Annotated in this window: 23 protein-coding genes; 7 read left to right on the top strand and 16 right to left on the bottom strand. The window is 64.9% G+C overall.

Annotated features, from left to right (window positions below):
• Nucleotides 1-228: 228 nt before the first annotated feature.
• Both NLM31_RS11490 and htpX read right to left on the bottom strand, forming a co-directional pair.
• Entirely contained in the window at nt 229-870 is a 642-nt protein-coding gene (locus NLM31_RS11490; RefSeq protein WP_254192268.1) for a tetratricopeptide repeat protein, read from the bottom strand.
• A gap of 134 nt (nt 871-1,004) precedes the next feature.
• Nucleotides 1,005-1,961, bottom strand: a complete 957-nt coding sequence (htpX, locus tag NLM31_RS11485; protein WP_254192267.1) for a zinc metalloprotease HtpX — start codon at nt 1,959-1,961, stop codon at nt 1,005-1,007.
• A gap of 287 nt (nt 1,962-2,248) precedes the next feature.
• Between htpX and NLM31_RS11480 the strand changes: the two genes are divergently transcribed.
• The 5 genes from NLM31_RS11480 (at nt 2,249) to NLM31_RS11460 (ending at nt 8,827) form a co-directional block, all read left to right on the top strand.
• Nucleotides 2,249-3,595 carry an HlyD family secretion protein gene (locus NLM31_RS11480; RefSeq protein ID WP_254192266.1) on the top strand — a complete coding sequence of 449 codons (1,347 nt, stop codon included), beginning with the start codon at nt 2,249-2,251 and terminating at the stop codon, nt 3,593-3,595.
• Nucleotides 3,595-5,532: a glycosyltransferase gene (locus NLM31_RS11475; protein WP_254192265.1), complete on the top strand. Its 1,938-nt coding sequence runs from the start codon at nt 3,595-3,597 to the stop codon at nt 5,530-5,532. The genes NLM31_RS11480 and NLM31_RS11475 overlap by 1 nt, the downstream gene beginning before the upstream one ends.
• A gap of 105 nt (nt 5,533-5,637) precedes the next feature.
• Nucleotides 5,638-6,939: a lytic murein transglycosylase gene (locus NLM31_RS11470; protein ID WP_254192264.1), complete on the top strand. Its 1,302-nt coding sequence runs from the start codon at nt 5,638-5,640 to the stop codon at nt 6,937-6,939.
• Nucleotides 6,940-7,049: 110 nt separating this feature from the next.
• Nucleotides 7,050-7,553, top strand: coding sequence for a DUF1993 family protein (locus tag NLM31_RS11465; RefSeq protein WP_254129272.1), 504 nt, complete (start codon nt 7,050-7,052; stop codon nt 7,551-7,553).
• Nucleotides 7,554-7,732: 179 nt separating this feature from the next.
• On the top strand, nt 7,733-8,827 hold the full coding sequence (locus NLM31_RS11460; RefSeq protein ID WP_254192263.1) for an alkene reductase: 1,095 nt from the start codon (nt 7,733-7,735) through the stop codon (nt 8,825-8,827).
• Between the two features lie 95 nt (nt 8,828-8,922).
• Here NLM31_RS11460 and NLM31_RS11455 read toward each other — a convergent pair whose 3' ends face one another.
• The 13 genes from NLM31_RS11455 to glpD form a co-directional block, all read right to left on the bottom strand.
• Entirely contained in the window at nt 8,923-9,792 is an 870-nt protein-coding gene (locus NLM31_RS11455) for an IclR family transcriptional regulator (protein ID WP_254192262.1), read from the bottom strand.
• Between the two features lie 12 nt (nt 9,793-9,804).
• Nucleotides 9,805-10,710: a 4-hydroxy-tetrahydrodipicolinate synthase gene (dapA, locus tag NLM31_RS11450; RefSeq protein ID WP_254192261.1), complete on the bottom strand. Its 906-nt coding sequence runs from the start codon at nt 10,708-10,710 to the stop codon at nt 9,805-9,807.
• 31 nt (nt 10,711-10,741) lie between these two features.
• Complete coding sequence (locus tag NLM31_RS11445; protein WP_254192260.1) at nt 10,742-12,508, bottom strand: ABC transporter permease subunit; 1,767 nt, start codon at nt 12,506-12,508, stop codon at nt 10,742-10,744.
• Nucleotides 12,509-12,510: 2 nt separating this feature from the next.
• A complete protein-coding gene (locus tag NLM31_RS11440) occupies nt 12,511-13,602 on the bottom strand; it encodes an ABC transporter ATP-binding protein (RefSeq protein WP_254192259.1) in 1,092 nt (363 codons plus the stop codon).
• Nucleotides 13,603-13,637: 35 nt separating this feature from the next.
• A complete protein-coding gene (locus tag NLM31_RS11435; RefSeq protein ID WP_254192258.1) occupies nt 13,638-14,723 on the bottom strand; it encodes an ABC transporter substrate-binding protein in 1,086 nt (361 codons plus the stop codon).
• Entirely contained in the window at nt 14,720-16,204 is a 1,485-nt protein-coding gene (locus NLM31_RS11430; protein ID WP_254192257.1) for an FAD-binding oxidoreductase, read from the bottom strand. The genes NLM31_RS11435 and NLM31_RS11430 overlap by 4 nt, the downstream gene beginning before the upstream one ends.
• A 373-nt stretch (nt 16,205-16,577) precedes the next feature.
• On the bottom strand, nt 16,578-18,374 hold the full coding sequence (locus NLM31_RS11425) for an ABC transporter substrate-binding protein (RefSeq protein ID WP_212297500.1): 1,797 nt from the start codon (nt 18,372-18,374) through the stop codon (nt 16,578-16,580).
• Nucleotides 18,375-18,450: 76 nt separating this feature from the next.
• Entirely contained in the window at nt 18,451-18,780 is a 330-nt protein-coding gene (locus NLM31_RS11420) for a DUF2160 domain-containing protein (RefSeq protein WP_254129264.1), read from the bottom strand.
• Nucleotides 18,781-18,789: 9 nt separating this feature from the next.
• Nucleotides 18,790-19,596: a carbohydrate ABC transporter permease gene (locus NLM31_RS11415; protein WP_254192256.1), complete on the bottom strand. Its 807-nt coding sequence runs from the start codon at nt 19,594-19,596 to the stop codon at nt 18,790-18,792.
• A complete protein-coding gene (locus tag NLM31_RS11410; RefSeq protein ID WP_254129263.1) occupies nt 19,596-20,498 on the bottom strand; it encodes a carbohydrate ABC transporter permease in 903 nt (300 codons plus the stop codon). Before NLM31_RS11410 ends, NLM31_RS11415 begins: the two co-directional genes overlap by 1 nt.
• A complete protein-coding gene (locus NLM31_RS11405) occupies nt 20,498-21,583 on the bottom strand; it encodes an ABC transporter ATP-binding protein (protein WP_254192255.1) in 1,086 nt (361 codons plus the stop codon). Before NLM31_RS11405 ends, NLM31_RS11410 begins: the two co-directional genes overlap by 1 nt.
• A gap of 12 nt (nt 21,584-21,595) precedes the next feature.
• Nucleotides 21,596-22,672 carry an ABC transporter ATP-binding protein gene (locus NLM31_RS11400; RefSeq protein WP_254129261.1) on the bottom strand — a complete coding sequence of 359 codons (1,077 nt, stop codon included), beginning with the start codon at nt 22,670-22,672 and terminating at the stop codon, nt 21,596-21,598.
• The gene (gene glpD / locus NLM31_RS11395) at nt 22,669-24,219 is read right to left on the bottom strand and encodes a glycerol-3-phosphate dehydrogenase (protein WP_254129260.1); all 1,551 of its coding nucleotides are present in this window, start codon (nt 24,217-24,219) and stop codon (nt 22,669-22,671) included. Before glpD ends, NLM31_RS11400 begins: the two co-directional genes overlap by 4 nt.
• A gap of 231 nt (nt 24,220-24,450) precedes the next feature.
• On the opposite strand from glpD, the gene NLM31_RS11390 reads away from it, so the two are divergent.
• Nucleotides 24,451-24,729: a type II toxin-antitoxin system Phd/YefM family antitoxin gene (locus NLM31_RS11390; RefSeq protein ID WP_254192254.1), complete on the top strand. Its 279-nt coding sequence runs from the start codon at nt 24,451-24,453 to the stop codon at nt 24,727-24,729.
• Entirely contained in the window at nt 24,726-25,151 is a 426-nt protein-coding gene (locus NLM31_RS11385; RefSeq protein ID WP_254192253.1) for a PIN domain-containing protein, read from the top strand. Before NLM31_RS11390 ends, NLM31_RS11385 begins: the two co-directional genes overlap by 4 nt.
• 4 nt (nt 25,152-25,155) lie before the next feature.
• Here NLM31_RS11385 and NLM31_RS11380 read toward each other — a convergent pair whose 3' ends face one another.
• Complete coding sequence (locus NLM31_RS11380; RefSeq protein WP_254129257.1) at nt 25,156-26,004, bottom strand: DeoR/GlpR family DNA-binding transcription regulator; 849 nt, start codon at nt 26,002-26,004, stop codon at nt 25,156-25,158.
• Nucleotides 26,005-26,062 lie beyond the last annotated feature (58 nt).

Raw genomic sequence — 26,062 nt, 5'->3', positions numbered from 1 at the left:
CATTCCTCCTTCTCCCCTTGCGGGAGAAGGTGGCATAGGCGGCCTTCGGCCGCCGTTCTCAGGAACGCCGAAGCTGAGCTTCGGCTTTGGCGCCGGATGAGGGGTTGCTTCCGCGAACTCTACCGAGAGAGCTCGTCCTCTGAGAGATACCCCTCACCCGTCTCGCCGCTCCGCGGCGAGCCACCCTCTCCCGCAAGGGGAGAGGGAAAGAGAGGAAACGCCGGAATTTCACCGCCGCGGTGTCGAGACCTGGGTCGGCTCGGCGTGGGCAAGCTCGGCGAGTTTGGCGCGCGCGGCGTCGCGTGTGCGGCTGTCCTTGCCGGGCGGCAACGCAACGGCGGCTTCGAAATCCGCGCGGGCATCGTCGGCCTGGCCGCGGGCGAGGAACGCAAGGCCGCGATCGAGGCGGGCCTGTGCATCCGTTGGATCGAGGCGGACGGCGGTGCTGTAGCTCAAAATCGCGCGGTCGAGATCGCCCTTGGCGGCGAGCGCGAGGCCGCGCTCGTGATAGGGCACCGCCGGCTTGGGATCGAGCGCGATGGCCTCGTCAAAATCGGCAATCGCAAGGCCCAGATCGCCGTTCCGACGGTACGCCTGCGCGCGGTCGCGATAGAGCGAGGCGCGGTTGGGATTGAGGTGGATGGCTTCGTTGAAATCGGCGATCGCCCGGCCGTTGTCGCCGTGGCGCAGCGCGATCCGCCCGCGCCCCTCATAGGCAAAGGCGATCAGGGAGCCACGAAACGGCGAGAAGCCGATCACGGCCGAGCAGATATCGGGCTCGTCCTCATCGCCGCAATTCACGACCGTATGCGTGGACAGGCCAATGGCCACGCCCAGGACGATCAACAATGGCACGGCAGCTCTGGTCATCTTCGACGGTGACCGGCGGCGAGCCGGCCACGCATCCCCTTTCGAAGGAACACTCTCGATCAGGTGTTAACACCGGCCGGGCCTGCCCTGTGTGCGCCAGGTCACAAACTCAGCCGGAATCGGCCTGTTTCGCATCAGCCCCAGGGACCACGAGAGGGACCAGATGAAGGACCACGTGAAGACGAACGGCCCCACGGGCCCTGCGACGGATAGTTCTCGTTGGCGCCGACCGACGGCGCGGCTTGCGAGCCGAGCTCGGCCGCAAGTTGCTGGAGCGCCGCGATGCGGTTCTGCGTTGAGGGATGGGTGGCGAAAAGATTGTCGACGCCATGTCCCGACAGCGGGTTGATGATGAACATGTGCGCGGTCGCGGGATTTCGCTCGGCATCATAGTTCGGCACCTGATGCGCGGCGCCCTCGATCTTCACCAGCGCCGAGGCCAGCCACATCGGCTGGCCCGCGATGCGCGCGCCGAGATTGTCGGCGGCATATTCGCGCGTGCGACTGATCGCCATCTGCACCAGCATGGCACCGAGCGGCGCCAGGATCATCATCAGGATCGAGCCGACGATGCCGGGGCCGTTGTTGTCGCGGTTGCCGCCGAAGAACATGCCGAACTGCGCCAGCATGGAGATGGCGCCGGCGATGGTGGCGGTGATCGTCATCAGCAGCGTGTCGTGATTCTTGATATGCGCGAGCTCGTGCGCGATCACGCCGGCGAGCTCCTCGCGGCTGAGCTGGTTCATCAGGCCGACGGTGACGGCGACGGCGGCATTCTCGGGATTGCGACCGGTCGCGAAGGCGTTGGGCTGCGCCTCGTCCATCACGAACACGCGCGGCATCGGCAGGCCCGCGCGGCCCGCAAGCTCCGCAACGAGCCCGACGAGTTCCGGCGCGCTGTGACGGTCGACCTCGTGCGCGCCGTACATCGAGAGCACCGCGCGATCGGAGTTCCAATAGGTGAAGAGGTTGGTCGCCGCCGCAATCACGAGCGCGATCATCGCGCCGGTGGCGCCGCCGATCAGATAGCCCACGCCCATGAACAGGGCGGTGAGGCCTGCGAGAAGCATTGCGGTACGCAGGTAGTTCATGGCCGTCTCCCGAAGCGGCCGCGGGCAAAACCTCTGGCCGGCCTCCCGCAAGTAAGACTGCGGCGGGCTGCTGCAAGGTTCGTGCGTCGCCCGGCCGCAGATTCATCTGCGTTGCCGCCAGGCTTTCACACGTCGCTAAACCTTGACCGGGATTTGCGCAAAAACGCGCGCGGACGCTTAGCGACCTGGAAAGCGCAGCATTGGCTTAATCCGCGGTCACCGGGCACGCTGCGCGGCCCTTGCGCATTGACCGGTTCCGTTGGCCTCCCGCCCGCAAGGTGACTGTCATGGCAGACCGCTCACGCGCCGCTTCCGTCGACCCAGGATCCGCTGCTTCCTCCCAGGACACCAAGACTGACGCAAAGGGATTACAGGACGCGCTGCACGAGCAGCTGTTCGCCAATGACGAGGCCGGCCATGCGCCCGATGCGCAGACGTCACAGGAACCGACACGCCGCTGGCCGCATCTGCGGCGCGGCGCCAAGATCGCGATCGGGCTCGCCATCATTGCCGTGTTCGGCTGGCTGCCGCTGCGCGCGGTCTGGGAAAATTCGAGCGTCGAAGCTGTGCTGAACTCCCGCATCGTCACGCTGCGCGCGCCGATCGGCGGACGCGTGTCGGCGGCCCAGCACGTCACCGACCAGGCCAAGCTGGACGCCGGAACCGTCGTCCTGCGCGTCGTCAATTCGCGCGGCGATCGCACCCGGCTCGACGATCTGCGCCGGCAGAAATCACGCCTGGAGAACGAGCGGCCGAGCCTCGCCGCCAAGCTGGCCTCGGCACAATCAGCGCAAAAGGATCTGGCGCGGCAGGCCGCGCAATTCCGCGACGGACGCGTGCTCCAGTTGGAGGCCCGCATCGCCGAGATCCAGACTTCGATCGAGGCCGCGGCGGCGCGGCGGGACGAAGCCAGTGCCGCGGTCGAGCGTGCGTCCTCGCTGGCGAAATCCGGCAATGTCTCGACCGTCGAGCTGGCACGGCTGACGCGCGAGCTTTCGGTGTCGCAGCAGACCGAGCTCGGTGCACGCAAGCGGCTGGATGCGGCCAAGGTCGAGCTGACCGCGGCACAGAACGGCTCGTTCCTCGGCGACAGCTATAACGACCGGCCGAGCTCGGTGCAGCGCGAGGAGGAGATGCGCCAGCGTGCCGGCGACCTCGATGCCGATCTCGCACGCACCGACACCGAGATCGCATGGCTTGCCAACGAGATCATCGTCGAGGAAGTTCGCTTCGCCGATCTCTCCGAGGCCAACATCACGACACCCGTCGCAGGCCGCGTCTGGGAGATGATGACCTCGCCGGGTGAGGACGTGCAGGCCGGCCAGCCGCTGCTCAAGGTGCTCGATTGCAGCGGCGCCGTCATCACCGCCAATGTCACCGAGAGCGTCTACAACCGCCTGCAGCTCGGCGACAGCGCCACCTTCGAGCCGAACGATGACGGCGCACCGATCTCGGGCACCGTGGTCAACCTGACCGGCGCGGCCGGTGCGCCCGCCAATCTTGCCATCAATCCGGATGCACTGAGCAAGGAGCCCTATCGCGTCACCGTGGCGCCGCGCGATGCAGCGTCACACGCCTGCACCGTCGGACGCACCGGCCGCGTCGTGTTCAATCGACCCGAGACCGCGTCGTGATGCCGGCACTGACGCCCGGCCTGATCACGCTCGGCGCTTTCATGGCGATCGTGCCGCTGCTCAGGCGCGACAGCACGATGGCGCGCTCGTTTCTCGCCATCGTGTCGCTCGTTTTCCTGCTTCGCTATCTCTCCTGGCGCATCACGTCGACGCTGCCGCCGCCGCATCTGACGGCGGATGCGATCATCGGCTATCCCTTCATGCTGCTGGAGGCGATGTCGCTGGTCGCGGTTGCGCTGTCGCTGCTGTTCCTGAGCCGGACCATCGACCGCACCAAAGCGGCCAAGATCGACGCCCGCGCCAAAGATCCGCACGCGCCGCTGATCGACGTCTTCATCTGCACCTACAACGAGGAGCGATCGATCCTCGAACGCACCATCATCGGCGCGACCGGCATGGAGTACGGCCATTACCGCGTCTGGGTGCTCGACGACGGCCGGCGGCCGTGGCTGCGGCGGCTTGCCGGCGAACTCGGCTGCGAATATCTCACACGACCCGACAACCACCATGCCAAGGCCGGCAACATCAATCATGCCCTCAGGCATGTCGGCGCGCTGCCGGAGCGGCCGGATTTCGTCGCCATTCTCGACGCGGATTTCGTGCCGCGGCCCGACTTCCTCGCCCGCACCATCTCGTTGATGGACGATCCTTCGGTCGGCGTGGTGCAGACGCCGCAGCACTTCATCAATCCCGACCCGATCCAGACCAACCTCGCCGCGACCGACGTCTGGCCCGACGAGCAGCGCTTCTTCTTCGACATCCTGATGCCGGCAAAGGACGCCTGGGGCGTCGCCTTCTGCTGCGGGACCTCGTCCCTCATTCGCTACGAGGGGCTGGTGCGGATCGGCGGGTTTCCGACCGACTCCGTCACGGAAGACTATCTCGTCACGCTGCGCCTGAAGGAATACGGCCTCACCACGATCTATCTGAACGAGCGGCTCACGATCGGGCTCGCGCCGGAGGGACTGAAGGAATACATCACCCAGCGCGCCCGCTGGTGCCTCGGCTTCATGCAGATCATCCGCGGCCGCAGCGGACCGTTTTCGCAGACGTCAAAACTCGCCTTCGTCGACCGGCTCTCGCTGGTCGACGCCTTCATGAGCTGGTCCGCGGTCTACACGTCGAAAGTCGCGGGCCTCATCGTGCCCTGGCTGTTCCTGCTGTTCGGCATCAAGGCGGTGCAGGCTGACCTGACCGAGCTGTTGCGCTTTTTTCTACCGTTCTATGTCTGGCACAGCCTCACCATGGCCTGGCTGTCGCGCGGCCGTTCGCTCGCGATGATGACGGATGTGTCGCAACTGATCGCCGCGCCTGCCGTGCTCAAGGCCGTGGCGGCCGGGTTGCTGAAGCCGAAGGGACACAAGTTCAAGGTTACGGCGAAGGGTGGCGACCGCGACAGGCGATTTGTCGAATGGCCGCTGCTGCGGCTCTATGGCAGTGCGCTCGTCATTACGCTCGCGGCCATTGCCTATGCCTTCATCCTGCATCTGCGCGGCGAGAACATCGCCTATGGCGGACTGGCACTGGCCTGGAGCCTCTACAACGCCTTCATCCTCGCCGTGGTCTGCTTCGTCTGCATCGAGCAGCCGCGCAAGCGCAAGGCGGAGCGTTTCGATCGCAACGAGGCCGTGCTGCTGCGCCAGGACGGCAGGTCGCACCTGGCGCGGCTCGCCGACATCTCCATCACCGGTGCGCGGCTGATCGATCCCGATCCGCCGCGCCCCGGCAGCACGATCGAATGCCGCATCTACGGCCGGTCGATCGCCGCGATCGTGGTCCGGCGCACCACGGATGGATTCGCGGTCCGGTTCGAGGAGGGCATGGATACGCGCGTGCACGCGATCCGGGCGTTCTACGCCGGCGAGTATGTGCGGGCCTATCGCGGCGTCCGTGCGCTCCCGGTCGGAAAAGCGCTGCTGATGCGACTGTTTGGCTAACTCGCATTCCGCAGCCCCGCATGGCATGGAAAGGATGGCCCGAGGCCGTCACTTCACCTAGACTTCGGCCGAATCCACGCCTGCCCCTCCCCCGCCGGAACCCCTATGGTCCAGACCCGATTTGCGATCGCGGCCGCCGCTCTGTTCGCGCTCTCCCTTCCCGCCTCCGCCCAGTTCGTGCCGCCGCCCGCGAAGCCCGCCGCGCCGAAGGCCACGGCGCCGTCGCCGCGCGCGGCGTCGTGCCACAATGGGCAAAACTTCGATCGCTTCCTCGCCGACGTGAAACAGCAGGCCGTCGCCGCCGGCGTGTCGCAGCGAACGATATCGGAGGCTTCGCCCTACCTCGTCTACGACCAGGGCATCGTCAATCGCGACCGCGGCCAGCGCGTGTTCGGCCAGCTCTTCACCGAATTTGCCGGCCGCATGGCCGCGCCCTATCGCATGCAGAACGGTCAGCAGCACATCAAGCAACACGCGGCCGCGTTCGCGCGCGCCGAGAAGGAATACGGCGTGCCGCCGGCGGTGATCGCCGCGTTTTGGGGCCTGGAGAGCGATTTCGGCGTCAACATGGGCAATCTGCCGACGCTGAAATCGCTGGTGTCGCTGGCCTATGATTGCCGCCGCTCGGAGATGTTCGTCAACGAGACCATCGCCGCGCTGAAGGTGATCGACCGCGGCGATCTCACGCCCGACGAGATGATCGGCTCCTGGGCCGGCGAGCTCGGCCAGACGCAGTTCTTGCCGACGCATTACGTCAACTACGCCGTCGATTATGACGGCGACGGGCGGCGCGACCTCCTGCGCAGCGAGGATGACGTGATCGGCTCGACTGCGAACTACATCGCCAACGGCTTGAAGTGGCGGCGCGGCGAGCCGTGGCTGGAAGAGATCAAGGTACCCTCGAGCCTGCCGTGGGATCAGACCGACCTCAGCGTGCAGCTGCCGCGCTCGAAGTGGGCGCAGTTCGGCGTCACCTATCCCGACGGCCGGCCGCTGCCGAACGACAATCTCGCGGCGTCCGTGCTGCTGCCGATGGGACGCAACGGGCCGGCCTTCATGGCGTATGCGAATTTCGCGGCGTACACCGAATGGAATAACTCGCTGATCTATTCGACCACCGCAGGCTATCTCGCCTCGCGCATTGCGGGCGCGGCCCCCATGCGCAGACCGGCCGGACAGGTCGCGCAACTGCCGTTCAACGAGCTCAAGCAATTGCAGCAATTGCTGGTCCAGGCCGGCTTCAATGTCGGCAAGGTCGACGGCGTGCTGGGCCAGCAGAGCCGCGCCGCCGTGAAGGCGATGCAGATCAAATACGGCCTGCCGGCCGATTCCTGGCCGACAGCGGAGCTTCTCGCCCGGATGCGCGGCGGCACGGCCCAGGCGCAGCCCCAGGCAACAGTGCGGTAGAATTTTCGCACTGCACAAGCGACATCGGCGATTGTATTATTCCATGACGCTCCCATGTGAGTGGCTCAGGTTTTCTCCTGAGAATCTCCCACCATTGAAGCGAGCATCACATGTCCTTCTACGACGCCGTCGTCCCCGCGTATCTGCAAATGCTGAACAGCCTGAGCGGCCTGCTCACCAAGGCTGAGGCGCATTGCGCGGCCAAAAAGATCGACCCGAGCGTCCTGCTCGGCTCGCGCCTCTTCCCGGACATGCTGCCGTTGTCGAAGCAGATCCAGCTCGCCAGCGATTTCGCCGCCAAGGGCTGCGCCAGGCTGACCCATAGCGAGGTGCCCTCGATGCCCGACACGGAAAAGACGTTCGAGGAGCTGAAGCAGCGGCTCGCCAAGACGATCGACTACGTGAAATCGTACAAGCCGGAGCAGTTCGAAGGCGCCGACGCCAAGGACGTGACCTTCCCGGCAGGCCCGGACCGGACCATGACGCTCAAGGGCCAGCAGTTCTTCAGCGCGGTCTCGCTGCCGAACTTCTATTTCCACGCCACCACCGCTCACGGCATCATGCGTCACAATGGCGTCGAGATCGGCAAGCGCGATTTCCTCGGCGCGAACTAATTTGGGCGATCCGCGCGGCCGTGGCGGTGGAATCCCGCTGCCGCGGCCGAAATTGCGCATGAAATATGCTGCGCGGGGCCTGCCGCGCAGCTCGCCTGCACTTTCCGTATGGCTCGTCCCTTGCGCTGATTGTCGCAATGCACAAGTGTTCCGGACCTCTCAACTCCTGGAAGCACCCAATGAGCCGTCCGACCAAATTGTTTGATACCTATAAGCTAGGCCCGATTACGCTGGCCAACCGCTTCGTGATGGCGCCGCTGACGCGCAATCGCGCCGCGCCCGGCACCTTCGTCCCCGGCCCGCTTGCGGCCGACTATTACGGCCAGCGCGCTTCCGCGGGCCTGCTGATCACCGAAGCGAGCCAGATCTCGCAGCAGGGCCAGGGTTACCAGGACACTCCCGGCATCTATTCGAAGGACCAGGTCGCGGGCTGGCGCAAGGTCACCGACAAGGTGCATGAGAACGGCGGCAAGATCTTCATCCAGCTCTGGCATGTCGGCCGCATCTCGCATGTCGACCTCCAGGCGGGCGGCGCAGCCCCGGTGGCGCCGAGCGCGATCCGCGCCAAGGGCAAGACTTTCGTGAACGGCACCTTCGCCGACGTCTCCGAGCCCCGCGCGCTCGAGCTCTCCGAAATTCCGGGAATCATCGACGACTTCAAGCGCGCCACGAAGAACGCGCTGGAGGCCGGTTTCGACGGCGTCGAGATCCACGGCGCCAACGGCTATCTGCTCGACCAGTTCGCCAAGGACGGCGCCAACAAGCGTACCGACGCCTATGGCGGCTCCATCGAGAACCGCGCCAAGCTGATGCTTGAAGTGTCCAAGGCCGTCGTGGCGGAAGCCGGCGCCGACCGCACCGGCATCCGCATCTCGCCGGTGACGCCGGCCAATGACATCGTGGATTCCAATCCGCAGGCGCTGTTCGATCACATCACCGACGGCCTCAGCGCGCTGAAGCTCGTCTATCTCCACGTCGTCGAAGGCGCCACCGGCGGCCCGCGCGATTTCGCACCGTTCGACTATGCGAGCTTGCGCAAGCGCTTCTCGGGCGCCTACATCGCCAACAACGGCTACGATTTCGATCTCGCGACCAAGGTGCTCGACGCGAACGCGGCAGACCTGATCGCCTTCGGCAAGCCGTTCATCTCCAACCCCGACCTGGTCGAACGGCTGAAGTCGGGTGCAGCGCTGAACGATTGGGACAAGAACACGTTCTACGGGGGCGGCGCCAAGGGGTACACGGACTACCCGGCGCTGGCCGCGGCGAAGTAAGGCTGCATCCTCCGCCATTGCGGAAAGCCCTTGCGGGACGCCAAGAACAAAAAGGCCGGGATCGCTCCCGGCCTTTTTTGTTGTCCGCAGCCGGCTCAGGCCGCGTAGCGGTTGAACTTCGACTTGGAGATCGAGGTGGCGGCGACGTGGACGTGCTGCGCCAGCTCGGCCTCGGCACGCTCCTTGGTCCAGCGCGTCGTCGGCACCGAAATATTGATCGCGGCAACCGCCCGCCCGTGCTCGTCGATGATGGGAGCCGCGACCGAGATGTCGCCCATCACGGTCTCGTTCATGATGACGGCATAGCCGCGCCGCGCGGCGACGCGAACACGCTCCAGCAACGCCTTCGGGTCGGTCAGGGTGAACGGCGTCAGCGGCACGAGCGACGTACGTTCGAGCAGCGCGAGACGCTCCTCCTCCGGCAACGCCGACAGGATCGCCGTGCCCGACGCCGTGAAGAAGGTCGGCAGCCGGCTGCCGATCACGATATCGATGTTGATGAGATGCGCGCCCGGAAAGCGAGCCACGAAGACGACCTCATGACCGTCCAGTTCGTGCAGGTTGGTCGTCTCCCCGAGAGAGCGGCTGATCTCGAGCAGATAGGGCGATGCCCGGTCGATCAGATCGTTGGCCTTGAGATAGCTGTGCGAGAACTGGAGCACCTTCGAGGTCAGCCCGTAATTGCGCGTGCCCTCGATCCGCTTGAGATAGCCGAGCGTCTCGAGCGTGTAGACCAGGCGCTGGGTGGCGCTGCGGTCGAGATCGGCCGCGCGCGCGATGTCAGCGAGCGTCATGTGGCGCTGCGGGCCGTCGAAGGCATGCAAGACCTGGAACGCCTTCTCGGTCGAGCCGACGAACAGGGACGAGCGCTCCGGCTCCGCGCTCTTTCGCTCGGTCTTCCCTGAGCTGCGGGCCTTGGCCGCCTTCGCAGGCCGGGTGCCGTCCTCGCGGCTGCTACGCGCCATGCCGTCGTCCTCTCACCCGATGCCCTCCGAAATCGCCAGTTGCCGGCCGAGCTCGGCGCGGAGCAAGGTGACCAACGCCGGCGCCGGCTGCACCAGCGGCGCGAGCATGCGCGGCGCCTCGACGCCAACGAGATCCATCACCGCTTTCATCGGTCCCGGATTGGTCTCGGCGAACGCCATGTTCATCAGCGGGATCAGGCGGCGATGCAGGCTCAAGGCCTCCGCCGTCCTGCCTGCCGTCGCCGTCTCGAAAATCTGGCGCCAGGCACGCGGCAGCAGGCACGCCGTGACGATGATGCCGCCCTTGGCGCCCGCCGCGAGATGCAGCGGGAACAGGCTATCCTCGCCGCTCAGCACCGCAAAGCTCTCGTCGACACCGGCCACGACCTGGAGGAAATGGTACATGTCGAGATTACAGGCTTTCATGCCGATGATGTTGGGATGCCTTGACAGCTCATGCAGGATCTTGGGCTCGATCGCGATCCGGGTGCGGTAGGGAATCTCGTAGATCAGGACGGGCACGGGCGAGGCGTCGGCATAGCGCATGAAATAATCGCGAATGCCGACCTGAGTCGGATTGGTGTAATATGGCGTAAGTACCAGCAGGCCGTCCACGCCCTCGGCAGCAAATTCCTTGCCCGCCTGCAAGGCGTCGTGGAAGCCCGTGTCGAGCACGCCGGCGATGACCGGCCCCTTGCCCGCCATCGCCTTCACCGACAGGCCGGCCATCTTGATGCGCTCGGCGCGTGCGACCGCGCCGTACTCGCCGGTGCCGCCGAGCGGCACGACGCCATCGATGCCCTGCTTGTTGAGCCAGGCGAACATGGCCGCGACCGCGGCGGCATCGATGGTGTCGTCGGCCTTGACCGGGGTCGGAATGGCCGGGAACAGGCCGCGGAGACGATTGGCAGTGAGCATGGTGTGAGCCCTTGGTTTGAATGCGGAGAGGCTATCTCGCGGCGGCACGCCGGCGCAGGCGTTCGGCAACGAAGATCAGGAGCCCCATGAAAACGAACAGGCAGGTCGAGACGGCGGCGATCGCGGGCGAGACCTGAAGCGTCACCTCGTCCCAGAACTGCTTTGGCAGCGTCGCGTTCAGGCCGCCTGTCGCAAACAGCGCGATGGTGAGCTCATCGAACGAAGTCGCGAAGGCGAACAGGAACGACGACATCATGCCCGCGGCGAGGATCGGAAAGGTGACGTAACGCAGCGTCGCGATCGGGCGTGCCCCGAGGCTCTGCGCGGCATGGTCGAGCCGCGTGTCGTAGTTGCGCAGCACCGCCATCATGGTCATGACCACATAGGGGACCGCCACGACGGTGTGCCCGAGAATGAGGCCGACGGCGCTGCCGACGAGGCCCATGCGCGCGAAGACATAGAACAAGCCGACGGCGATGATCATGCGCGGCACCACGATCGGCGACAGGATGAAGGCGAGCCACGCCGCCTTGCCGGGAATTTCGCTGCGCACCAGCAGGAACGCGGCAGGCGTTCCGATCAGCATGGCAAGCAATCCGGTGCCGATGCCGACCAGGAGCGAGCGCAGCAGCGCCTGGGTCCAGACCGGCGAGTTCAGCACCGTCTCGTACCAATGCAGGGTAAAACCCTGCGGCGGCCAGTTGAGGCCGCCGCTGCCGAACGACAGCGGGATCATCAGCAGGGTCGGTGCGCTGATGATGAGCAGCATGGTCCAGACGAAGACCTGCAAGCCGAAACCCGCCCGATCGGGATTGCGGTCGCGACGGCGTGACGGCATCATCAGGATGATGCGGTCGGAAATCACACCGAGCAAATTGAGGAGCGCATCGCCGGCCTTCTGAAGCGGGCCCGACAAACGCGACGGTGCCGCATTGCGCGGTGCGGATGCGCCGGTCATGGTCGACAGACCGAGAAGCCTGTCATAGGCGGCAAAGACGACGAGGACCACGACCAGCAGCAGCACCGAGATCGCGCCCGCAAAGCCCCAGTTCATGGTCTGCTGGACCTGGTCGATGATGAGCTGCGTGATCATGGTCTCGCGGCGGCCGCCGAGCAGCGCGGGCACGATGAAGAAGCCGATCGCGGTGACGAACACCATGATCCCCGCTGCGGCGACGCCGGGCAGCGACAGCGGAAAATAGATCTTCCAGAACGCCATGCCCGGCCGCGCCCCGAGCGTAGCGGCCGCGCGCGGCAGGGTACGATCGATGTTCTCCATCACCGAGAGCATGGTCAGCACCGCGAGCGGTAACAGCGCATTGACCATGCCGACGAGCACACTCCCGAAATTGTAGAGCAGGCTCGCGGGGCTCGAAATGATGCCGAGTGAGACCAGCAGCTTGTTGATGACGCCGTTGCGGCCGAGCAGAACGATCCAGGCGAAAGCGCGGACCAGGAAGCTGGTCCAGAACGACAGCAGCACCCAGAACAGCAGCGTCGCCTTGCGCTCCTTGTCGACGATCGAGATCAGATAGGCGATCGGATAACCGGTGACGACGCAGACCAGCGTGGTGACCAGCGAGATCTTCAGCGTGATCAGGAGAACGTCGAGATACACGGACGAGGCAAAGAGCTGGCGGTATTGCGCCAGCGTGAAGCCGGCATCGCCATAGATGCTGAGCAGCAACAGCTGGCCGACGGGATAGATCAGGAACAACACGAGCAGCAGGACCAGCGGCGCGCCCATCGCGACCCGCGTCAGGGCCAGATTTCGCTGTATCGCGCGCAGACCGGCCAAGCTCAGATCCCCTTCCCGTCGCAGATCGCAACGGCATCCGCCGCATGCCATCCAAGCGACAGCAACTGCCCGATTTCGTAAGGCGCCGAGCCGCTGCGGGTCGGATGCGCGGCGACGAGCTGCGGCAGACCCGCCGTCTCCGGCGCGATATAGAGCCGCGTCAGGCTGCCGCTGATCATCACGTCCACGAGCCGGCCGGAGAGCTGGCCGCCCGCCTCGCCCACCACGAGGTTCTGGGGACGCACCATCACCTTGATCGCCTCCCCCGCTGCGAAACGAGAGCCATTGCCGACCGCGCGCGACGGCGCGGCCTGCGCGGCCAGGACGATGTCGAGCCCATCACCGTCGACGCCGCGCACCGTCGCGCTGAGCAGGTTGGACTCGCCGAGGAAGTCGGCGACGAACACCGAGCGCGGCCGGAAGTAGAGATCCTGGGGCGTTCCGAGCTGCTCGATCGCACCGGCGTTCATCAGGCAGATGCGATCCGACATGGTCATCGCCTCTTCCTGGTCATGGGTGACGTAGACGATCGTGGTGCCGAGCTCGCGATGGATGCGCTTGATCTCGAGCTGCATCTGGTCGCGCAACTTCTTGTCGAGCGCGCCGAGCGGTTCGTCCATCAGGATGATCGCCGGACGGTAGACGATGCAGCGCGCCAGCGCGATGCGCTGCTGCTGGCCGCCGGACAGTTCGCGCGGATAACGTTTTGCGACGTGCGCCAACCGCACCGTCTCCAGCGCCTCCGCCGTTCGCCTGCGCGCTTCGGCGTCGGTCACCTTCCGCATCTTCAGGGGAAACGCGATATTCTCCTCGATCGTCATGTGCGGGAACAGCGCGTAGTTCTGGAACACGACGCCGATGTCACGCTCATAGGCCGGGCTGTGGGTAACGTCGGCGTCGTCGATCAGGATCCTCCCCTGGTCGGGATGGGCGAGACCCGCGATCAGGCTGAGCAGCGTCGTCTTGCCCGATCCGGACGGACCGAGCAGGGTCAGGAATTCGCCCTTGGCGACATTGAGGCTGGTCGGCGCCAGCGCGACGAAGTCGCCATAGCGCTTGCACAGCTCGTGAATGCGCAGGCTCGACGAAACCATGGGCCGCTCCGATCCGTTGGCGCCTCCCTTGCCGATCAAGCCAGGATCCAGCTGTTGAAGCGCTCGATGACGGCGGCCTGGTTGTCGTACCAGTACTTCGCATCGATCTTCAGCCCGGCCTTGATGTTGTCCGGATAGGTCGGGCAGTTCTTGGCGACATCCGGTTTGACGTAGTTGAAGGCTTCCGGCTGCGTGAGGCCGGCGGGGAAATATTCGACCAGCGCAGCCATGCGCTTCGGATCGGAGGCGAACTTGATGAACTCGCGGCAGGCATCGGCGTTCGGCGTGCCGGCGAGGATCGACCAATTGTCGGCGCCCCAGACGCCCTGGTTCCAGACGATCTCGACGGGCGCGCCGGCCGCCTGCGCCGACTGCGCGCGCGACACCCAGGTCGGGAGCATGTCGATCTCGCCCGAGGTCAGCATCTGCTCGACCTGTGCACCGCTGGTCCACCACACCGCGACCTGCGACTTGATCTTGTCGAGCGACGCGAAGGCCTTGTCGAGATCGCACGGATAGACCTGCGCGGTTGGCGCACCGGCGCCCATCAGTGCTTCCTCGATCGTGTCGAACGGATGCTTGCGCACCGAGCGGCGTGCGGGGAAATCCGCCACGTTCCAGAAATCGGCCCAGGACTGCGGTGCCTTGCGGCCCTTGAAGGCGTCGGTGCGATAAGCGAGCACGGTGGTGTAGACGTTGGTGGCGACGCCGTAGGGCGAGGCGTATTCAGCCGGGATCGACTTGATCACCGGCTCGGATTCGAGGCCGTGCTTCTCGAGATATTGCTTGCCGCCGGTGGTCAGGATCTGGATCGCGGGCCAGGAGATCTTGGCCATGTCCCAGCTGTAGTTCTTGGTATCGACCATGGTCTTGATCTGCGCGACCGGCTCGGCATTGGCCTGCACGCCGACCACCTCGATCCCCGTCGCCTCGGTGAAGGGACGGTAATAAACGGCGCCGTAAGCCTTGGTGTAGATGCCGCCATCGTCACGCACGACGATGCGCTTGCCCGCGGCGCGGGACGGCGACCAGACGGACGGTGCGGCGAGCGCGACGGCGCCGGCCCCTGCTCCGAGCAGCAAGCGACGGCGGGAAGTGATGATCTTCGGTGCGTTGGTCATGTCAGTCCCCTCTCTAGCGATGTTGCGATGGTCGGCGAAGCGGCGGCCGCCCCGGTCGCCGATGACGGCGGCAGAACGCGACCAGGATTGAAGAGGCCAAGCGGGTCGAATGCCTGTTTGACCGCGCGCATCAAGGCGAGCTCGACAGGCGGCTTGTAGCGGGTCATCTCGCCGGTCAGCGTGCGACCAACGCCGTGCTCGGCGCTGAAGGTGCCGCGCAGGGAGCTGGCGACATCGTTCATGGCGCGACGGATCTTCTGCGCGGTGGCGTCGCGCTCCGGCAGCGCATCCCATTCGGCGAAGCTGAAGAAAGGGATGAGATGGATGTTGCCGTCGCCCATGTGGCCGACGACGATGAACGGGAGATCCGGCACGATCGCGCGCACGGCCGCCATCGCCTGGTCGATGAAGGCTGGCACGGTCGAGACCGGAACCGCAGTGTCCGAGGTCAGACCGACGCCGGCCTTCTTGTTGGCTTCCGACACGCTGTGCCGCACCAGCCACATCGCCTTGCGCTGTGCCTCGCTCGATGCGACGACGCCGTCGCTGACGAGCCCGGCCTCGAGCGCCTGCTCGAGCACCGTCTGCATCGTGGCGGCGAGCTTCGCGGCATCGCCGGTATCGGACAATTCGACGAGAACGTGCCAGGTGTCGATCTCGGCGACCGGACAGCGCCGGCCCGGCACCTGCTCCAGCACGAGCTGGATCTGCTTCGCATTCATCAGCTCGAATGCGGACAGCCGCGAATTGCAGGCGGCCTGGAACAGGCCGAGCACCTCAAGCGCCTGTTGCGGACCATCGACTGCGAGCCAGGCGACGGCCTCTGCCGTCGGCAGGGGATGCAATTTCAGCACCGCACCGGTGATGATGCCGAGCGTCCCTTCCGAGCCGATGAAGAGATGCTTGAGGTCGTAGCCGGTGTTGTTCTTGCGCAGCGCGTAGAGGCCGTCCCAGACCGACCCGTCCGGCAGGACGACCTCCAGGCCGAGCACATTATCGCGCGTATTGCCGTAGCGCAGCACGCCGGTGCCGCCGGCATTGGTGCCGATATTGCCGCCGATCTGGCACGACCCTTCGGCGCCGAGGCTGACCGGATAGAGCCGGCCGGCGGCGGCAGCGGTCTCCTGAATGGTCGCGAGCACACAACCGGCATCGACCACCATGGTGTTGTTGACGGGATCGAGCGAACGGATGCGGCGCATGCGCGTCAGCGCGACGATGACCGGCGGCTTGCCCTGCTCCGATGGTGTCGCGCCACCGCACAGGCTGGTGTTGCCGCCCTGCGGCAGCACCGGCGTCCCATGCGCGAGGCAGAGGCGGACGATGGAAGCAACCTGCTCCGTGGTCGAGGGCAGCACCGCACAGAGCGCCGGCGCGTGAAAACGGCCGCGCCAATCCTCGGTCAGGCCAGCGAGATCCTCCTCGCGGGTCAGCACGGCCGTGTCGCCCAGCAACTGCTTGAACGCCTCGATCAATGCCATCTACCGGCCTCCGGAACGGGCCAACCCTGGCCCAAGCGGCTTTCGCAAAGTAATCGAAATACGATTACTTCAATCGGATTATGCTGATCATGAATTCGGCGTGACAGAGAGTCAAGCGGGGGTGCGCGTGACGGACCGCATGGGTCGCGGGAGTCACTCCTCCACGCCACCGCTGTCATTCCCCGCGAAAGCGGGGAATCCAGTACGCCGCGGCTTCTCCGTATCCCACTCCTGCCTCCGGGATACTGGATCGTCCGCCTTCGCGGACGATGACACCGAGAATATGGAGCGAGCGCTTTGACGCTACGGAAGCAGCGGCGCAAAACAAAAAGGCCGGGATTGCTCCCGGCCTTTCGTCGTTATGAGGCGTTGCTTACTGCAGCGAGGCGCGCTTGGGCGGGGTGGCCGGCCACGACTTGATCAGGGTGTCGTAGTCGATCGTTTCGCCCTTCGGCTTCTCGTTGGCGAGCTTGCGCTGCGGAGCAATCGTGCCGTCCTTCTGGGCCTTGGCGAACCAGAACTCGGCCGACTCCTTCTTGTGCAGCTTCGGACCGCAGGCACCCTGCACGCCCGACTTCTCGATGCGCTCCATGACGGAGTCCTGCGCGGCGGCAAGAGCATCCATCGCGGCTTGCGGCGTCTTCGCACCGGACGACGCATCGCCGATGTTCTGCCACCACAACTGGGCGAGCTTCGGATAGTCAGGCACGTTGTTGCCGGTCGGGGTCCACTGCACGCGCGCGGGCGAGCGGTAGAACTCGATCAGGCCGCCGAGCTTCGGCGCACGCTCGGTGAACGACTTGTCCCAGATGTCGGATTCACGGATGAAGGTGAGACCGACATGGCTCTTCTTCAGCGACACCGTCTTGGAGACGATGAACTGGAGATACAGCCAGGCTGCCTTGCGGCGATCCGCCGGGGTCGACTTCAGAAGCGTGAGCGAACCCGCGTCCTGGTAGCCGAGCTTCATGCCTTCCTTCCAGTACGAACCGTGCGGCGACGGAGCCATACGCCACTTCGGCGTACCGTCCGCGTTCATCACGGCGATGCCCGGCTTCACCATGTCGGCGGTGAAGGCGGTGTACCAGAACATCTGCTGGGCGATGTTGCCCTGCGCCGGGACCGGACCCGACTCAGAGAACGTCATGCCCTGCGCCTGCGGCGGGGCGTACTTCTTCATCCACTCGAGGTACTTGGTGATCGAGTAGACCGCCGCGGGACCGTTGGTGTCGCCACCACGCTCGATCGACGAGCCGACCGGGCGGCAGCCTTCCATGCGGATGCCCCACTCGTCGACCGGCAGACCGTTCGGAATGCCCTTGTCGCCGTTACCCGCCATCGAGAGCCAGGCGTCGGTGAAACGCCAGCCGAGCGACGGGTCCTTCTTGCCATAGTCCATATGGCCGTAGACCTTGACGCCGTTGATCTCCTTGATGTCGTTCGTGAAGAACTCGGCGATGTCCTCATACGCCGACCAGTTCACGGGCACGCCGAGATCGTAGCCATACTTGGCCTTGAACTTGGCCTTGTAGTCAGGGTTGGTGAACCAGTCGTAGCGGAACCAATAGAGGTTCGCGAACTGCTGGTCGGGCAGCTGATAGAGCTTGCCATCGGGCGCGGTGCCGAACGACTTGCCGATGAAGTCGTTGACGTCGAGCATGGGATCGGTGACGTCCTTGCCTTCGCCGGTCATGTAGTCCGACAGCGCGATGGTCTGGCCGTAGCGGAAGTGGGTGCCGATCAGGTCGGAGTCGTTGATCCAGCCGTCATAAACGTTCTTGCCCGACTGCATCTGGGTCTGAAGCTTTTCGACGACGTCACCTTCCTGGATGATGTCGTGCTTGAGCTTGATGCCGGTCAGCTCGGAGAACGCCTTGGCGAGCGTCTGCGACTCGTATTCGTGGGTCGCGATGGTCTCGGAGACGACGTTGATCTCCATGCCCTTGAAAGGCTCGGCGGCCTTCGCGAACCACTCCAGCTCCTTCTTCTGGTCGTCCTTCGAAATGGTCGAAGGCTGGAATTCCGCAATCCACTTCTGGATGGCGGCATCGTCGGCGGCGCGAACCGGCGCCGAGGCTGCGAACGCGGTGGCGAGAATGGCCGCGGCGCTCGACACGGTCAGAAAGCTAATCTTGGTCAATGGACCTTTCCTTCTCCTAAACTGTCGCATGTTGTTCCTCCGTTGCAGCGACAAACTTTTATACAGGCCCGGGTTGACCCCGGATCTGGCCGTCCCTTCGCGAGCTTCAAACCGTGCGAAAAATGAGCACGGCCGTCGCCAGCGAAATTCCACTTGCGAGCCACAGGCTCGAAATCTCGATCCCCTCTTCGCCGATAGGCAGCGAGGCGATCGGGTTGGTACCGACCAGGCCGATCCATACCAAATGGATGACGGCAGCCGCGATCAGCGAGATGAACAGCCGGTCGCCTCGCGTGGTCGGAATACGAAGCACGCCGACGCGCTCGGCTTCGGGATAGACCGACGCGAGCCACGTCATCACCGCCAGCGTGCAGGCGAGCGCGGCGAAGAAGATCGCCGTCGGCAGCGTCCAGGCCATCCATGCAATGGATTCCATGAGAACCTCCTAGACCCGGCCGAGCGCGAAACCGCGCGCGATGTAGTTGCGGACGAACCAGATCACCAGCGCGCCCGGAATGATGGTGAGCACACCGGCGGCCGCCAGCAGGCCCCAATCCATGCCGGCCGCCGACACCGTACGCGTCATGATCGCCGCGATTGGCTTGGTCTGCACCGAGGTGAGCGTCCGCGCCAGCAGCAGCTCGACCCAGGAGAACATGAAGCAGAAGAAGGCGGCGACGCCGATGCCGCTCGCGATCAGCGGCACCAGAATCCGGACGAAGAAGCGCGGGAAGGAATAGCCGTCGAGGAAGGCGGTTTCGTCGATCTCGCGCGGCACGCCGGAGACGAAGCCTTCGAGGATCCACACCGCCAGGGGCACGTTGAAGATGCAGTGCGCCAGCGCAACCGCCCACGGCGTATCGAACAGGCCGATCGCCGAGTAGAGGTTGAAGAACGGCAGCGCATAGACCGCCGCCGGAGCCATACGGTTCGACAGCAGCCAGAAGAACAGGTGCTTGTCGCCGAGGAAGCGATAGCGCGAGAACGCATAGGCCGCGGGCAACGCCACCGAGATCGAGATGAGGGTGTTGAGGATGACGTATTCCAGCGAATTGATATAGCCGGAATACCAGCTCTCATCGGTGAAGATGCGCCTGTAGTGCTGCAGCGTCGGCGCGTGCGGCCACAAGGTCATCGTCGAGACGATCTCGGCGTTGGTCTTGAAGCTCATGTTGACGAGCCAGTAGATCGGCAACAGCAGGAAGATCAGGAACAGCCCCATGATGAGGCGGCGGCCGGGGATCGAGTGCATCACGCCGCTCCTTCCTGGGGTTTGCGTTCACTGCCGGCATTGGTCATGACGGTGTAGAAGATCCAGCAGACGATCAGGATGATCAGATTGTAGACCAGCGAGAGCGCCGCTGCCTTGCCGAGGTCGAACTGGCCGAGCGCGATCTTGACGAGCTCGATCGAGACGAAGGTGGTCGAGTTGCCGGGCCCGCCGCCGGTGACGACGAACGGCTCGGTGTAGATCATGAAGCTGTCCATGAAGCGCAGCAGCACGGCGATCAGCAGCACGCGGTTCATCTTCGGCAACTGGATCGCCTTGAACACGGCCCAGCGCGAGGCGCCGTCGATCTGCGCGGCCTGGTAATAGGCCTCGGGAATCGATTTCAGGCCGGCATAGCACAGCAGCGCGACGAGGCTGGTCCAATGCCAGACGTCCATCACGATGACCGTCACCCAGGCGTCGACGGCGTTGGACACGTAATTGTAGTCGAAGCCCATCGCATTGAGCGTATAGCCGAGCAGGCCGATGTCGGGCCGGCCAAAGATCTGCCAGATCGTGCCGACCACGTTCCACGGAATCAGCAGCGGCAGCGCGAGGGTGACGAGGCAGGCCGCGACCGTCCAGCCGTCACGCGGCATCGACAGCGCCACCACGATGCCGAGCGGCACCTCGATCGCAAGGATCACCAGCGAGAAGAACAGGTTGCGGCCGAGCGAGGCCAGGAAGCGGCCGCCGAGATCGGTCGAGGGATCGAGCAATTCCTTGAACCAGCCGACGCCGTTCCAGAAGAACTGGTTGTTGCCGAAGGTGTCCTGCATCGAATAGTTCACCACCGTCATCAGCGGCAGTACCGCCGAGAAGGCGACGACCAGGAACACCGGCAGCACCAGGAACCAGGCTTTTTGGTTGATGGTCTTGTCCATCAGGCGGCTCCTTCCACCAGAAGGCTGTCGGCATAGACGTGGATGTGCGCCGGATCGAATTTCAGCCCGGCGGTACCGTCGGAGCTGGTGAAGCCAGCCGGTGCCCGTGCCGCGAGCTTGGCATCGCCCAGACGCGCGCGCGCGAAGCGAATGCGGCCGAGATCGTCGATGCGCTCGATCCTGGCAGTGAGCAGGCCGGGCGCGGGCGCGACGACCTCGACGAACTCCGGACGCACGCCGATCTCGATCTTGGCGCCTGCGGGAAGATTGTCGTAGCTGCGGTTCAGCGCAATGACATGGCCGTCGATCCGCGCCTCGCGTCCCTTCACTTCCGCCGGCAGGATGTTCATGCCGGGCGAGCCGATGAAGTAGCCGACGAAGGTGTGCGCCGGCTTGTCGAACAGCTCGGCCGGCGTGCCGCTCTGCACCACGCGGCCGTCATGCATGACGACGACGGTGTCGGCGAAGGTCAGCGCCTCGGTCTGGTCGTGGGTGACGTAGATCATCGTGAGGTCGAGCTCGCGATGCAGTGCCTTCAGCTTGGAGCGGAGCTGCCATTTCAGCTCGGGATCGATCACCGTCAGCGGCTCGTCGAACAGCACGGCGGCAACATCGGAGCGGACGAGGCCGCGGCCGAGCGAGATTTTCTGCTTGGCGTCGGCGGTCAGCCGGGTTGCCTTGCGGTTCAGATGGGGCTCGAGGTCGAGCAGGCGGCCGATCTCTGCGACGCGCTTGTCGATCTCGGCCTTCGGCACACCGCGATTCTTCAACGGAAACGCCAGTTTCTGCCCCACTGTCATGGTGTCGTAGATCACCGGGAACTGGAACACCTGGGCGATGTTGCGCTTCTGGGTTGACAGAGGTGTGATGTCCTGGCCGTCAAACAGGATTTTCCCCCGCGACGGCGTGATGATGCCGGAGATGACGTTGAGCAGCGTGGTCTTGCCGCAGCCGCTTGGTCCGAGCAGCGCATAAGCGCCGCCCTGCCGCCAGGTCATGGTCACCGGCTTCAGCGCAAAGGTTTCCTGCGGGGCATCATTGCCGCCGTAGGAGTGGGCGAGATCGACGAGGTCAATGCGGGCCATATCGCACCTCCCTCACGAGCCGGGTGCCGCGACGAGGCGATCAGCCGCATCGAAGACGAAGACATCGTTGGGATCGAGCACGGCGTCGATGGTCTGGCCGGGCTCGAACTCGTGCACGCCGTGCAGCACCGCAACCCAGTTCGATCCGTCGCGGGTCAAATGCACGAAACTCTCCGAACCGGTGATCTCGGTCACCGTCACCGTGGCATGGAAGGCGTGGCGGTCTGCCTGGCCGTTGGCGAGCGCAAGCTGATGCGCGCGAAAGCCGACGCGATAGGCGCCGTCGGCAAGCGAGGAATAGAGACCCGAGGCCGGCGACGGGGTGCCGCCGGCATATTGCACGGAGCCATTCTTCTTCTCGATGCCGACGAGGTTGAGCGGCGGATCGGAGAACACCTGCGCGACGCGCATCGTCTGCGGCCGGCGGTAGACGTTGGTGGTCTCGCCGATCTGGAGCGCCTGGCCCTCCCACATGCAGACCGTGTTGCCGCCGAGCAGCAGCGCCTCGGTGGGCTCTGTCGTGGCATAGACGAAGATCGCGCCGGAGGCCTCGAAGATGCGCGGCAGCTCGGCGCGCAGCTCCTCGCGCAGCTTGTAGTCGAGATTGGCGAGCGGCTCGTCGAGCAGCACGAGGTCGGCGCCCTTCACCAGCGCACGTGCCATCGCGGTGCGCTGCTGCTGGCCGCCGGAAAGCTGGAGCGGCGTGCGCTTCAGGAACGGCTCGAGCCGGAGCAGCCGGGCGGCTTCCGCCACGCGCGTCTCGATCTCCTCGCGCGGCTTGCCCTGCACGCGGAGTGGCGAAGCGATGTTCTCATAGACCGTGAGCGAGGGGTAATTGATGAACTGCTGATAGACCATCGCGACCGAACGCTGGCGCACATCGACGCCGGTGACGTCCTTGCCGTTGACGAGCACCTTGCCCGTGGTCGGCTTGTCGAGACCGGCGAGCAGCCGCATGATCGAGGTCTTGCCCGACAGCGTCGGCCCGAGCAACACGTTGAGCGTGCCGCTCTCCAGCGTCAGCGAGACGTCGCGAATGTGCGGGACCCCGTCGACGGTCCGGGTCACATGATCGAGTGTCACGCTCATGAGCGTCCTCCTGCTTCCAGCAGTGGACTTTGCGACACGGCGTGGGTCCTGATCCAGTCGTCCAGAGTGGCAATTTGGTCGGCAGATAGTCGCAGGCCGAGCTTGGAGCGGCGCCAGACGATATCCTCGGCGGTCACCGCCCATTCGTTGGTCATCAGGTAGCGAACCTCGCGTTCGGTCAGAGTTGCGCCAAAGGCCTGGCCGAGATCGGCGGCCGATTTGGCGTCGCCGAGCAATTTGATGGCGCGGGTACCATAGGCGCGCGCGAGACGTCGCGCATGCTCATGGCTGAGGAAGGGATAGCCGCGCTGGAGCTCGCCGATCAGGCCGTCGACGGCCGACACGTCCATGTCGCCGCCCGGCAGGGGCCATTTGCCGGTCCAGCCCTCGCGCGCCTTCGCGCTGCGAAGATAGGGCGCGAGCCGTTCCAGCGCCTCTTCGGCGAGGCGGCGATAGGTCGTGATCTTGCCGCCATAGATCGACAGCAGCGGCGAGCCACCGGGCGTGTCGAGCTCGAACACGTAGTCGCGGGTCGCGGCCTTGGCTTCGCTGGCGCCATCGTCATAAAGCGGACGCACGCCGGAATAGGTCCAGACCACGTCCTCCGGCGTCACGGGCTTGGCGAGATATTCGCTCGCGGCAGCGCAGAGATATTGGATCTCCTCCGCCGTCGCCTTCACCTTGGCGGGATCGCCGTCATAGTCGCGGTCGGTGGTGCCGATCAGTGTGAAGTCATCCTGATAGGGAATGACGAAGATGATGCGGCCGTCGGCGTTCTGGAACATGTAGGCGCGGTCGTGGTCGTAGAGCTTCTTGACCACGATGTGCGAGCCCTGCACCAGGCGCACTTTGGCTTTCGCGTTGACGCCGGCGCCGCGGCCGAGCACGTCCTCGACCCAGGGGCCGCCGGCATTGACCAGCGCGCGGGCCTGGATCTGCGAGCGCGCACCGGTCAGCGTGTCGACCATGCTGACGGTCCAGACGCCGTCGGACTGCTTGATATCCGTCGCACGGGTCCGGGTGCGAATCTCGGCGCCCTTGTCGGCGGCGTCGCGCGCATTGAGCACGACGAGCCGGGCGTCATCGACGAAGCAGTCGGAATACTCGAAGGCGCGGCTATAGCGATTCGGGATCAGCGGACGGCCGACCTCGTCACGCCTGAGATCCAGCGAGCGGGTCGCCGGCAGCAAATGACGACCGCCGATATGATCGTAGAGAAAGAGGCCAAGGCGCAGCAGCCAGGCCGGACGCAGGCCAGCGTGATGCGGCAGAACGAAACGTAAGGGGCGGATGATGTGGGGCGCGATGCCCCAGAGAATCTCGCGCTCGATCAGCGCCTCGCGGACCAGCCGAAACTCGTAATATTCGAGATAGCGCAGGCCACCATGGACCAGCTTGGTCGACCAGGACGACGTCCCGCTCGCCAGATCGTTCATTTCGCACAGGAAAACAGTGTTCCCGCGGCCCACGGCATCGCGCGCGATGCCGCAACCGTTAACACCGCCTCCAATGATGGCGAGGTCGAAAATACGCTCCAACAGACGCATCCCCCGGCGACCACTCGTTCCGTCGAGTGGTTACTTTCGTTTTTGATTAGATCACACCGAAAAACGAAAGCAAGACGAAAGAGAGGGGAAAGGAAGCGAAAGAGGAACTTTTTTGGTGGGCAATTCGCCGTCGAAATGAGCGCTTAGGATGGTGATCTGGGGTGCAGTAGCGCGCTTGAATCAGCACCTCGAACATATATAGTCATAATAGTCATATTGGTTGTAAACGACATGACAGACCACACCACAGCCCCCGATTCGCCGACCGATACTTGGACGCTCGCCAATGCCAAGGCGCGCCTGTCGGAGGTTGTCGATCGTGCCCAGACTGGTCCCCAGATCATTACCCGTCATGGCAAACCCAATGCGGTGGTCGTTTCTGCTGACGAATGGGCACGTAAGACCGCGCGCAAAGGCACGCTTGCCGAATTCCTGCTGGCGTCGCCGCTGCGCGGCGCCGAGCTCGAGCTTGAACGCCTGCCGGACGAACCACGCGACGAAATGCCGTGAACCTGCTCCTCGACACCAATGTGCTGTCGGAGGTTCAGCGACCAGCACCTTCTCCAAAAGTTCTGGCGTGGCTCGACACGGTCGATGAGGATCGTGCGTTCATCAGCGTTGCTTCGATTGCCGAGCTTCGCCGCGGCGTTGCGCTGCTGGACGACGGCCGTCGACGCGTCGCGCTGACCGCCTGGCTTAGCCATGATTTGCCGGCTCGGTTTGCAGAGCGCATCCTGCCGATCGATCATTCCGTCGCCGAGCGTTGGGGCGATCTGATGGCGCAGAGCCGTCGCAGCGGCATCGCGCTGTCGGTGATGGACGGGTTCTTCGCGGCAACAGCCCTCGCCCATAACCTGACACTCGTTACGCGCAACGTGAAGGATTTTGCGGCGTTCGGCGTGCCCTTGCACAACCCGTGGGACGCCGCGTAGGCCGCTAGCGCAGCCGCACGACCGGCGCGGCTTCAGGTGCGGCGTCCTGCGCTTCGGCTTGAGCGTCATCGATGTCGCTCGCACCCTTCGGCATCGCCGCCATCACCTCGATGCCCTTGCTGTGACAGATGGTGGCGAGGCGCTCGGGCAGCTCCTGATCGGTGACGAAGGTCTGGATCTGGCTGATATGGGCGATGCGGACCGGCGCGCTGCGGCGAAGCTTTGTGGAATCGGCCACCAGCATGACGCTGCGGGCATTGGCGATGATGGCCTGCGCCACCTGCACCTCGCGGTAGTCGAAGTCGAGCAGCGCGCCCTCCTCGTCGATCGCGGACGCGCCGATGATGGCGTAGTCGACCTTGAACTGGCCGATCAGCTGCGTTGCGGTCGAGCCGACCACGGCGCCGTCGGCGCGCCGCACCGTGCCGCCGGCCACCACCACCTCGATGCGGGGATGGCGGTAGAGCAGCATGGCGACGTTGAGGTTGTTGGTGATGACGAGGAGATCTTCATGCGAGGTCAGGGCGCTCGCGACCTCCTCCGTCGTGGTGCCGATGTTGATGAAGAGCGAGCAGCCGTTCGGGATCAGCGATGCGGCCGCAGCGCCGATCGCCTTCTTCTCGTCGGCAGCGACGAAGCGGCGCGCCTCATAGGCGAGATTTTCGACGCCCGAGGCGATGATCGCGCCACCATGGACGCGGGTCAGCGAACGGCGTTCGCAGAGATCGTTGAGGTCCTTGCGGATGGTTTGCGCCGAGACTTCGAACCGGCGCGCCAGCTCCTCGACCATGACGCGGCCGGAGGCGCGGGCGATGTTGAGAATTTCAGCTTGGCGATGGGTCAATCCGGTCACGGCAATGGCCTCAAATCAGAGCAGTGCATGGTGCGGCGGTTCGCGCGCGCGGTCAATG

The sequence above is a fragment of the Bradyrhizobium sp. CCGUVB4N genome (assembly GCF_024199945.1).
GTDB lineage: Bacteria > Pseudomonadota > Alphaproteobacteria > Rhizobiales > Xanthobacteraceae > Bradyrhizobium.
This window is presented reverse-complemented; position numbering and strand designations above follow the sequence as displayed.